The 9,430-nt window shown below is 72.5% G+C and carries 12 protein-coding genes and 1 pseudogene; 5 read left to right on the forward strand and 8 right to left on the reverse strand.

What is annotated here, in order from left to right:
• From L2I40_RS12595 to mutM, 4 genes are all read right to left on the reverse strand, one after another.
• A partial coding sequence (locus tag L2I40_RS12595; RefSeq protein ID WP_272910959.1) for a DnaA N-terminal domain-containing protein occupies positions 1-420 on the reverse strand: 420 nt, incomplete at its 3' end.
• A gap of 360 nt (positions 421-780) precedes the next feature.
• Entirely contained in the window at positions 781-1,053 is a 273-nt protein-coding gene (rpsT, locus tag L2I40_RS12600; RefSeq protein WP_237215310.1) for a 30S ribosomal protein S20, read from the reverse strand.
• A gap of 195 nt (positions 1,054-1,248) precedes the next feature.
• Positions 1,249-2,025 (reverse strand): enoyl-CoA hydratase, encoded by a 777-nt coding sequence (locus tag L2I40_RS12605; protein ID WP_237215311.1) that lies wholly within the window; start codon positions 2,023-2,025, stop codon positions 1,249-1,251.
• A 78-nt stretch (positions 2,026-2,103) separates the two neighbouring features.
• Positions 2,104-3,024: a bifunctional DNA-formamidopyrimidine glycosylase/DNA-(apurinic or apyrimidinic site) lyase gene (mutM, locus tag L2I40_RS12610; RefSeq protein ID WP_237215312.1), complete on the reverse strand. Its 921-nt coding sequence runs from the start codon at positions 3,022-3,024 to the stop codon at positions 2,104-2,106.
• A 78-nt stretch (positions 3,025-3,102) separates the two neighbouring features.
• Here mutM and L2I40_RS12615 point away from each other — a divergent pair, with 78 nt between their 5' ends.
• The gene (locus L2I40_RS12615) at positions 3,103-3,840 is read left to right on the forward strand and encodes a class I SAM-dependent methyltransferase (protein WP_237215313.1); all 738 of its coding nucleotides are present in this window, start codon (positions 3,103-3,105) and stop codon (positions 3,838-3,840) included.
• The gene (locus L2I40_RS12620; RefSeq protein ID WP_237215314.1) at positions 3,837-4,277 is read left to right on the forward strand and encodes a PaaI family thioesterase; all 441 of its coding nucleotides are present in this window, start codon (positions 3,837-3,839) and stop codon (positions 4,275-4,277) included. The genes L2I40_RS12615 and L2I40_RS12620 overlap by 4 nt, the downstream gene beginning before the upstream one ends.
• 58 nt (positions 4,278-4,335) lie before the next feature.
• On the opposite strand, the gene L2I40_RS12625 is transcribed toward L2I40_RS12620, so the two are convergent.
• Positions 4,336-5,040: a hypothetical protein gene (locus L2I40_RS12625; protein ID WP_237215315.1), complete on the reverse strand. Its 705-nt coding sequence runs from the start codon at positions 5,038-5,040 to the stop codon at positions 4,336-4,338.
• A 118-nt stretch (positions 5,041-5,158) separates the two neighbouring features.
• Between L2I40_RS12625 and coaBC the strand changes: the two genes are divergently transcribed.
• A complete protein-coding gene (gene coaBC, locus L2I40_RS12630) occupies positions 5,159-6,346 on the forward strand; it encodes a bifunctional phosphopantothenoylcysteine decarboxylase/phosphopantothenate--cysteine ligase CoaBC (protein ID WP_237215316.1) in 1,188 nt (395 codons plus the stop codon).
• Positions 6,343-6,789: a dUTP diphosphatase gene (dut, locus tag L2I40_RS12635; protein ID WP_237215317.1), complete on the forward strand. Its 447-nt coding sequence runs from the start codon at positions 6,343-6,345 to the stop codon at positions 6,787-6,789. Before coaBC ends, dut begins: the two co-directional genes overlap by 4 nt.
• Before the next feature lie 150 nt (positions 6,790-6,939).
• On the opposite strand, the gene L2I40_RS12640 is transcribed toward dut, so the two are convergent.
• Together L2I40_RS12640 and L2I40_RS12645 are read right to left on the reverse strand one after the other, a co-directional pair.
• Positions 6,940-7,560: a LolA family protein gene (locus L2I40_RS12640; RefSeq protein WP_237215318.1), complete on the reverse strand. Its 621-nt coding sequence runs from the start codon at positions 7,558-7,560 to the stop codon at positions 6,940-6,942.
• A gap of 70 nt (positions 7,561-7,630) precedes the next feature.
• Positions 7,631-8,266: a DUF4412 domain-containing protein gene (locus tag L2I40_RS12645; protein ID WP_237215319.1), complete on the reverse strand. Its 636-nt coding sequence runs from the start codon at positions 8,264-8,266 to the stop codon at positions 7,631-7,633.
• A 79-nt stretch (positions 8,267-8,345) separates the two neighbouring features.
• Between L2I40_RS12645 and L2I40_RS12650 the strand changes: the two genes are divergently transcribed.
• Positions 8,346-8,690 (forward strand): MmcQ/YjbR family DNA-binding protein, encoded by a 345-nt coding sequence (locus L2I40_RS12650; protein WP_237215320.1) that lies wholly within the window; start codon positions 8,346-8,348, stop codon positions 8,688-8,690.
• Positions 8,691-8,716: 26 nt separating this feature from the next.
• Here the strand turns inward: L2I40_RS12650 and L2I40_RS12655 are convergent.
• Positions 8,717-9,430, reverse strand: a pseudogene (locus L2I40_RS12655) (heme biosynthesis HemY N-terminal domain-containing protein); the annotation flags it as partial.

Here is a 9,430-nt window from a genome sequence, read left to right on the forward strand (position 1 = left end):
CGCGTCGCCACGCGGCTCCGCGCGCGGCTCGCTCCCCCGGCCGAGCGGCTCCGCAAGGCCGTTCCCGGCAGCACGCGCGGGCGTGGCCGCAGGCTCGGCCTTCGCATCCACAGCGCGTGGCTCACCGGCGCGCGGTTCTGCCATCACCCGGAACTCGACGCGCCGCACGGTGGGAATCTCGGTCTGCCAGAGTGCGTGGAGGCGGTCGCCGTAGTGGCCACGCACCCAGTCGCGCAGGAAGCGGGTCGGCAACAGCACCACCACTTCCTCGCCCTGGAGCGAGGCCAGGGTCATCTGGCGCAGCCAGGATTTGTACTCGACCTCGCCGACCTCGTCCCGCAGCCGGCCGCGGATCCGCGCCCATACCTCGGCCACCTGGCCTTGGAGGGCGGGAGGCGACGGATCGACCGCTTTCTCCATGGGACGCACCTGCCACCCTCACCGGCCCGGCTGGACCTTTTCTCGTTCGGACTGCCGAGCGCGGCGGACCGCGGCCCGGTAACGCGCGCGCACACGGGGAGGCGCGCTGTAGCTGAGAGAATTTATCGCGAGCGCACCCTGAACCGCAAATGCTGACTTTACGTATGCAAATCAGTGTTGCCGCAGAGACGCAAAGCCCTTGTGGAAAGCATACGCAACAGAGGACGTTTGGTCACGATCGTACAAACGAAACCGCTGTCGATATTATACGCGCCGTTAGCCGCATCTTGCGATGCAGCCACGGAGGACTTGTATTCGATTGTGAGGGAGACAGGGCGCGCGAGGCGCGCGCCCCGCCGGTCAGGCGCTCGCGCCGAGCGCCTTGATCCGGGACGACAGCCGCGACAGCTTCCGCGCCACGGTGTTGTCGTGCAGGACACCCTTGTCCGCGGCACGCTGCAGCTCGGGCTGCGCCGCCTTGAAGGCGTCCTGCGCAGCGCCCTTGTCGCCGGCCGCGATGGCCAGCTCGACCTTGCGCAGGAAGGTGCGCACGCGGGACTTGCGGGCGCGGTTACGCGCCGTGCGCTTCTCGGTTTGGCGGATGCGCTTGCGCGCAGAGTCCGTGTTCGCCATGGGGTGTCGTGTCTGACCCGGAGTGATAGCTGGAACCGGCGAGGCTTGCCCGCCGACGAAGGCGCGGGTTCTATCCCTCCAGGTGCAGGCGAGTCAATCCGCGAGACGAGGCGCGAACAGCCCGGCTGCGGCCTGCCCCAACCGAGCCCACTCATGACATCGGCGCATGCCATGGAAGCATGACAGGGGCCGCGCTCAGCGATGGCGGAACTGCGCCGCCCGCTTCTCCGCGAAGGCGGCCATCCCCTCCTTCTGGTCCTCGGTCGAGAACAGGCTGAGGAAGAGCCGCCGCTCGAAGCGCACGCCCTCCCGCAGCGTCAGCTCGTAGGCTGCATTCACCGCTTCCTTGGCCATCGCGACGGACGGTCCGGACAGGCTCGCGATCTTCTCGCCCATCTTCACCGCCTCGGCGATCAGCTCGGCCGCGGGGACCACGCGGCAGACCAGGTTCGACCGCTCCGCCTCCGCCGCGTCCATCATCCGGCCCGTCAGCACCATCTCCATCGCCTTGGACTTGCCGACCGCCCGCGTCAGGCGCTGCGTCCCACCGGCGCCGGGGATGATGCCGAGGTTGATCTCGGGCTGGCCGAACTTCGCCGTGTCGGCGGCCAGGATCAGGTCGCACATCATGGCCAGCTCGCAGCCGCCGCCGAGCGCGAAGCCGGCCACCGCCGCGATCACCGGCTTCTGGATCGTCAGCACCGCTTCCCAGCGCTTGCCGATGAAGTCGTCGAAATAGACCGCCGGGTAGGTCCGGCCCTTCATCTCCTTGATATCTGCGCCGGCGGCGAAGGCCTTTTCGCTGCCGGTCAGCACGATGGCTCCGATGCCCTCGTCCGCGTCGAAGGCGCGCAGCGCCTGGCCGAGCTCCTCCATCAACTGGTCGCAGAGCGCGTTCAGCGCCTTGGGCCGGTTGAGCGTGATCAGCCCGACGCGGCCCCGCGTCTCGGTCAGGATCATCTCGTAGGCCATGGCGCCCTCCTCCGGCTCGGTGGGCAAGCGGTCGCGCGGTTCGGCGGTCGAGTCAACGCCATGCGGTGGAGCGGCGTGTCAGCGCTGCGTGCGGGGGCACCAGAAGGTGGAACGGCCCGACTGCACGATCCGCTGCACGCCCGTGCAGCCGCTCTGCGGCCCCGGGCAGAGCGGGCAGGGCTGCCCCTCGCGGTCATAGACGGCGAAGCGGTCCTGGAAGCGTCCCAGCTCGCCATCTGCGCGGACATAATCGCGCAAGGAGGACCCGCCCGCCCCGATCGCCTCCTCCAGCACCGCCTTGATTGCCGGCACCAGGCGAGCCGCCCGCGCGCCCGGCACGCTGCGCGCCAGGCGGCGCGGCGAGATGCCGGCGCGGAACAGCGCCTCCGCGACATAGATGTTGCCGAGGCCCGCGACGACGGACTGGTCGAGCAGCGCCGCCTTCATCGGCGTCCGCTTCCCCGCCAGCGCCGCCGACAGGACCTCTGGCGTGAAACCATCGTCCAGCGGCTCGGGCCCGAGCTCACGCAGCAGCTTGTGCGCGTCCTCCTCGGCGGTCGGCATCAGGTCCACGCAGCCGAAGCGGCGCGGATCCACGAAGCCGATCCGCGTCCCGTCCTCGGTCTCCATCACCAGGTGCTCATGCGCGTCGCGCGGGTCATGCGGATGCATCGCGTCGTAGTTGTGCCCCCGCGCATCGGAGAACCGGCCCGTCGGCCCCATCCAGGGCACCGGCGGACCATGCATCGGCCGCGCGACGAGGCGGCCGGACATGCCGAGATGGATCAGCAGGCTCTCGCCGGTGTCGAGCCGCGCCAGGATGTACTTGCCGCGACGCCGGAAGCCGATGACGCGCGCGCCGGTCAGCCGTGCGGCGAGCCGCTCCGGGAAGGGCCAGCGCATGTCGGGCCGCGTCGTCTCGGCCCGGACGATCCGCCGGCCGTCCAGCACCGCGGCCAGGCCGCGCATCACGGTTTCCACCTCGGGCAGTTCGGGCATGCGTTCCCCCTCTGGCCCCCTCTGGCCCCCCTCTGGCCCTTCCTTGCCGCCTCGCGCGCCCCAGGCCAAGTTGGGGCCATGACAGAGACCATCGATTTCGGCTTCCGCGAGGTGCCGCGCGCCCAGAAGGCCAGCCTGGTGCGCGAGGTCTTCGACAGCGTCGCGCCCCGCTACGACCTGATGAACGACCTGATGTCGCTCGGCATCCACCGGATCTGGAAGCGCATCTTCGTCAACGCCATCGCCTGCTCCCCGCGCGAGACGCTGCTCGACCTGGCGGGCGGCACAGGCGACATCAGCTTCGGCGCCCTGGCCGGGGGCGCCGGCCACGTCATCCTCACCGACGTGAATGCCGAGATGCTGGAGGTCGGCCGCAAGCGCGCGCTCGACCGCGGCATCGTCAAGGGCATCGAGTTCGCCGTGGTGGACGCCGAGCGCATCCCGCTGCCGGACCGCAGCGTCGAGAAGGTCTCGATCGCCTTCGGCCTGCGCAACTGCACCGACAAGGACGCGGTGCTGCGCGAGGCGCGGCGCGTGCTGCGGCCGGGCGGGCGCTTCCACTGCCTAGAATTCTCGAAGCTCGAGATCGCGGCGCTCGAGAAGCTCTACGAGACCTGGAACTTCAAGGTCCTGCCGGAGATCGGCGCGCGGGTGGCGAAGGACCGCGGCAGCTACGAATACCTGGCCGAGAGCATCGCGAAGTTCCCCGACCAGCGCACGCTTGCCGGCATGATGGAGCGCGCCGGGATGGAGCGCGTGGCGTACCGCAACCTCTCGGGCGGCATCGTCGCGATCCACACCGGCTGGCGGCTTTGACGCCGCGCGACCCGGACTTCGCCGCACGCATCGCGACGTCCTTCGCGCAGCAGGGCTTCCTCGCCCATCTCGGCGCGGAGCTGGCGGAGGTCACGCCGGGCCGCTGCGTCATCGCCTGCCCGTTCCGCGCGGAGCTCACGCAACAGCACGGCGTCTTCCATGGCGGGCTGCTGACGACGCTGGCCGACACCGCGGCCGGCTATGCCGCGATGTCGCTGCTGCCGCCGGGCGGCGAGGTGCTGAGCATCGAGTTCAAGATCACCTTCCTCCGCCCCGGCGCCGGCGTCGCGGCCGTGGCGCGCGGCGAGGTGCTGCGCCCCGGCCGCACGATCACCGCCAGCCGCGCCGACGTGCTGATGCGCCAGGCGGATGGCTCCGAGATCCTCGCGGCGACCATGCTCGCAACCTTCATGGCGGCGCAGCCCGAGACGCGCTGAGCGCGGCTGGCGCGTGGCGCGGCGTCACGGGCGACGCATCGGGGCCGACCATCCGGATTCACACCGCCGTCATGGCGCGGCGCGCACCAGCGCCTCGCCAACCGAAGGCGTTGCAGATCGCCATGGCATCGGCGCCCGCCGGTACTTCGACCACCGGCAGCGCGAAGGGCGCCCCGGCACCGGTCCCGGCGACGATCCCGACGCCGAAGCCGCTGCGCGCATGCGTCACGAAGCGCGATGTCACCTCGGCGACCTGCCTGCCCGACGACGACGCGATCACCCTCCCCTCGAGTTCGAGCGCGTGGCGCATCCCCTCGACATGGGCGGCGGTGACATGGGTCTGCCCGCGCAGCGTCTCCCAGTGCGGCGGCTGGGCCACGGATTCACTGCGATCGCGCACAAGGACGAGCCAGTCCCAGCCGGCCGCGAGGTCGGGCGGAAGGCGTGCGCCCTCAGGCGCGGCGTTCTCCAGCGCCGCCACGACGGCACGCGCCGCATCCTCCGCCAGCATCTGTGGCGTGGGCCCGGACCTCGGCAGGCGGGCCCGCAGTCCCGCAGAGATGCACGCGGTCAGAGCAACCGCGTCGGTGCGCGCGTCCACGATGATCACGCCGAGCCTGTCGGTCGGACCCAGGGCCCGACCCGCCGGCAGCACCTCGACCCGCACGGCCGGCCCCTCGATCGCAAGCCGCACCGGGTCGTCGAGGATGACGCAGCCGGCCGCCAGCGCCACGGCCGGCAGCAGCGCGAGCAGGCGACGCACAGCGATCCTCCCGTTGCGCAGCCGGATGCTCCCACGCGACGGAGGCCCGGGCCTTGACCTGCGTCAGCTTCGTTCCGCCTCTCGCCGGCACCGTTCTCCCACGCTAGGGTCCGGCGCGATGAGCCTTGCGGGCAAGAAGATCCTCCTCGTCGTCTCGGGCAGCGTCGCGGCCTACAAGGCGCTCGAGCTGACGCGCCTGCTGCGCAAGGCCGGCGCCGAGGTCACGCCCGTGCTGACGGCCGGCGGCGCGCGCTTCGTGACGAAGGAGGCGCTGGCCGGCATCTCGGGCAGCCGCGTGCATGACGATCTCTGGGCCGCCGAGGCCGAGATCGGCCATATCCGCCTCGCCCGCTGGCCCGACCTCGTGGTCGTCGCGCCGGCGAGTGCGAACCTGCTCGCGAAGCTCGCCAACGGGCTGGCGGACGACCTCGCCTCCACCATCCTGCTCGCCACGCGCGCGCCGGTGCTCGCCGCGCCCGCGATGAACCCGGCCATGTGGGCGCATCCGGCGACGCAGGCGAATGTCGAAGCGCTGACGGCGCGCGGCGTCTCCCTCGTCGGGCCGGAGGACGGCCCGATGGCGGAGCCCGAGAGCGGCACCGGCCGGCTGGCGGAGCCGCCGCACATCCTCGCCGCGATCGAGCGGATGCTGGCGACCGGCCCGCTCGCCGGACGGCACGTGATCGTCACCAGCGGGCCGACGCATGAGCCGATCGACCCGGTGCGCTACATCGCGAACCGCAGCAGCGGCCGACAGGGGCATGCGATCGCCGCCGCGCTCGCGGCGCTCGGCGCGCGCGTGACGCTGGTCAGCGGCCCGGTCGCGATCGCCGACCCGCCCGGGGTCGCCGTCGCCCGCGTCGAAAGTGCGCGCGACATGCTGGCGGCGGTGGAGGCGGCGCTGCCCGCGGACGCCGCCGTCTTCTGCGCCGCGGTCGCCGATTTCCGTCCCGACGCCGCGCCGGCGCAGAAGATCAAGAAGACGCCGGGCGCCCCGCCGCCCGAGATCCGGCTGGCGCACAACCCGGACATCCTGGCGAGCATCGCCGGCCGCACGCAGGGCCGCCCGCGCCTCGTCGTCGGCTTCGCCGCCGAGACCGAGAAGGTGGTGGAGCACGCGCGCGAGAAGCGCACGCGCAAGGGCTGCGACTGGATCGTCGCCAACGATGTCTCGGGCGACGTGATGGGCGGGGCGGAGAACGCCGTGCACCTCGTCACCGCGGGCGGCGTCGAGGACTGGCCGCGCCTGCCGAAGGACGAGGTCGCGCGCCGGCTGGCCCAACGCATTGCGGAGAGCTTCGCGTGACTGTCGAGATCCAGGTCGTGCGCCTGCCGCACGCCGAAGGGCTGCCCCTGCCCGCCTATGCCACCGCCGGCGCGGCAGGGATGGACCTGCTGGCCGCCGTCACGGAGCCGCTGGTGATCCCGCCCGGTGGCCGCACGCTGGTGCCGACGGGGCTGCGCATCGCGCTGCCGCATGGCTACGAGCTGCAGGTGCGCCCGCGTTCCGGCCTCGCGCTCAAGCACGGCATCACCATGCCGAACACGCCCGGCACGGTGGACGAGGATTACCGCGGCGAGCTGCAGGTCATCGTGATGAACGCCGGCACCGAGCCCTTCACCGTCGAGCGGGGTCTGCGCATCGCCCAGGCCGTGGTCGCGCCCGTCACCCGCGCGGCCTGGCGCGAAGTGGAGACGCTGCCCGACACCGCGCGCGGCGAAGGCGGCTTCGGCAGCACGGGGGTCTGATTGACCTCAGGCGCCGGCGCGCGCTCCGCGCGCTTGGCTGCGCGCCTCAGACATGGCGCGCTTAGCGGCAAGGTCGCGCGCCGCGCAGGGCCGCTTCGCGGCCCTGGATCGAGCGGCCCTGGATCGATCTGCGACAGCAGAGGGTGCCGCTTACCTGCCGCGGCTCTCTTGGTCGAAAAAGCGGGGATCGTTGAAGTCGAACATGCGCGCATTCGGCTGCGCCGTGGTGTCGATCTCGTAAAGCGTGACCCGCGTCTCGCGCCCCTGCGCGTCGAGCACCGTCCATTGGCGAAGCTGCATCGGCTCCTCCTGGAAGGTGAGCGTGAGGCGGCCCTCCGCGGCGGCGTTGGTGCGGTGGAGCGACACATGCAGGAAGCCGCCGCGGCGCTCCGTGGCGGTCACGGTGATGTCGCCCGACAGCCGGATCTCCGGCCGGAGCAGCAGGCCGAGCGGCGTGGCGGAGGCCGGCACCGTCGTCGGCTGGCGCAGTTCGCGATCATACATCATCACCTGGCCGCCGGAGGCGACCAGCAGGATCGGCTCGGGCGGGTCGTAGTCGAAGCGCATCCGCCCCGGGCGCCAGATCCAGGCCGTGCCCTGCGCCGAGGCGCCGTTCTGCGCCACCTGCAGGAAGCGCGCGCGCAGCACGCGGATGCCGTTGAGATACGCCTCGACGCGGGCCAGCGCCGCGCGGTCCAGCGTCTGCGCGCGCGCAGCGGCGGGAAACAGGGAGGCGAGCGCCACGGCGCCCAGGAGGTCGCGACGGAACATGCGCGTCATGTGGCGCGGAAAGGCGGCAAGCGGAAGGCGCCGTCGGCCCTTCACCGCGCCGTGACGCGGCTCAGCGCGGCCCCTGGCCCGGCGGGCGGCCGGGCGCAGGCCCGCCCATGCCGGGCGGCATGCCCTGGGGCATCTGCATCGTCTGGTAGCCGGCAGGACGCTGGAAGCGGGCGGGGTCCTGCGGACCGAACTGCACCGCCGTGGCCTCCATACCGCCGGTCTGCCCCTGATGCGTGCCTTCGGCCCTCAGCACCACGCCGTCGGCGGTCACGCAGGAGCGGCCCTGGCTCCCTCCGTCCTGCACCACCCAGACCGTGCATTGCTGCCCGGCGATGGTCGCGGTCCCTTCGCGGCGGAAGGTGGCGGTCGGCGAGTTCATCTGCTGCGCCATGGCCTGCGCGGCCGGGATGTCCATGATCGCGCGCATCGGCTCCATCACCATGAAGGCGCGGCCGTTGCGCGGGTCGGCGACCATCCAGCCCATGCCACCCGGCATGTCGCTGCGCATCAGCCCCTGCGCGGCGAGCCAGGAGATCGTCATGCTGTTCGGCGCGCCCGGCGGGATCTGCTGCGCGCCCGCCCCGATGACCCGGTAGGTCACCGCGACGTCGCGGGTCGGCGTGAGCGGCGGACGCTCCTGCGCCGCGGCGGGCAGCGCGACGACGACGAGCAGCGTGGCAAGCGCGGTGCGGCGCATCGGGATTCCTCCGTATCCGTCCCGCGACGCTCCCCCGCAGACGCTTGCGGGTCAAGCGCGCGCATGGGCGTATGGCGCCATGCCCGCCTCGCCCATCGCGCGCCTGCGCCGCCTTTGCCTCGCCCTGCCCGAGACGGCGGAGATCGAGACGTGGGAGACGCCGACCTTCCGTGTGCGCGGCAAGATCTTCGCCCTTGTCGCGACGCATCGCGACGCGCCCGCCGTGTGGCTGAAGGCGCCGCCCGGCGCGCAGGAGCTGCTGCTCGCGGTGGACGCGCAGCGCTTCTTCCGCCCGCCCTATGTCGGCGGCCGCGGCTGGATCGGCGTCACGCTGTCGGGCCGCGTGGACTGGGCGGAGCTCGACGCGCTGATCCGCCGCAGCTTCCGCCTCGTCGCGCCGAAGCGCCTGGCGGCGCTGGCGTAGGCGGCAGGCGGGGAGGGGGTGCCGCCCTACCCCACCGCCACCGGCAGCGTCTGCGGGCTGGTCCAGGCGATGGTGCCGACGGACGAGCAGCTCGGGCAGACCGCCTGCCAGCCGGTCTGGTCGTTGCCGCAGGAGGAGCAGCGCCAGCGCGGCTCCGGCGCGGCGGTGGCGGCCAGCCGCAGCCATTTCGCCTGTGCCGCGCGGCCCTCCGGACTGTCGCCGTGCTCGGCCTCCTCGAGATCGGCCAGCGCCAGATAGGCGCGCCGGTCGGCCTGGCCGGAGGCGACGAGCGCATCGAGTTCCTGCCGCGCCTTCCCGGTCAGCCCGGCCTCGGCCGCGAGGCGCCCGACCAGCAGATGGCTCTCGGCATGCTTCGGGTTGCCCTGCGCCAGCTTCTCCGCCGCCTTCGCGCGCGCCAGCTTGTCGCCCTCAGTGCCGAGATAGGCCTCGGCGAGGTCCGGATGCGGCTTCGCCTTCCACGCATCCTCCAGCACCTCGCGCGCCCGGCGCGGGCTGCCGACCTGCTTCAGCCGGTTCGCATAGGCCAGCGCCGCCGGCGCGAAGCCGCGATCGGTCTGGAAGGCCTGCCGCTCCAGGTCCTGGGCCTTGCCAGGGTCGGTCTCCTGCATCGCCGCGGCAAGCGCGAGCGGCGCCTGCGCGCTGCCGGGCGCCGCGAGCGCCAGCGCCTCGCGCCAGTCGCGCGTGCGCAAGGCCACCGTCTCGCGCTCCTGCCGCAGCCA

The organism is Falsiroseomonas oryziterrae (assembly GCF_021864505.1).
Lineage (GTDB): Bacteria > Pseudomonadota > Alphaproteobacteria > Acetobacterales > Acetobacteraceae > Falsiroseomonas > Falsiroseomonas oryziterrae.

Coding starts and splice junctions, on each gene's coding strand:
- rpsT (WP_237215310.1), bottom strand. CDS start 1,053: ATGGCGAACACGGACTCTGCGCGCAAGCGCATCCGCCAAACCGAGAAG.
- L2I40_RS12605 (WP_237215311.1), bottom strand. CDS start 2,025: ATGGCCTACGAGATGATCCTGACCGAGACGCGGGGCCGCGTCGGGCTG.
- mutM (WP_237215312.1), bottom strand. CDS start 3,024: ATGCCCGAACTGCCCGAGGTGGAAACCGTGATGCGCGGCCTGGCCGCG.
- L2I40_RS12615 (WP_237215313.1), top strand. CDS start 3,103: ATGACAGAGACCATCGATTTCGGCTTCCGCGAGGTGCCGCGCGCCCAG.
- coaBC (WP_237215316.1), top strand. CDS start 5,159: ATGAGCCTTGCGGGCAAGAAGATCCTCCTCGTCGTCTCGGGCAGCGTC.
- L2I40_RS12640 (WP_237215318.1), bottom strand. CDS start 7,560: ATGTTCCGTCGCGACCTCCTGGGCGCCGTGGCGCTCGCCTCCCTGTTT.
- L2I40_RS12645 (WP_237215319.1), bottom strand. CDS start 8,266: ATGCGCCGCACCGCGCTTGCCACGCTGCTCGTCGTCGTCGCGCTGCCC.
- L2I40_RS12650 (WP_237215320.1), top strand. CDS start 8,346: ATGCCCGCCTCGCCCATCGCGCGCCTGCGCCGCCTTTGCCTCGCCCTG.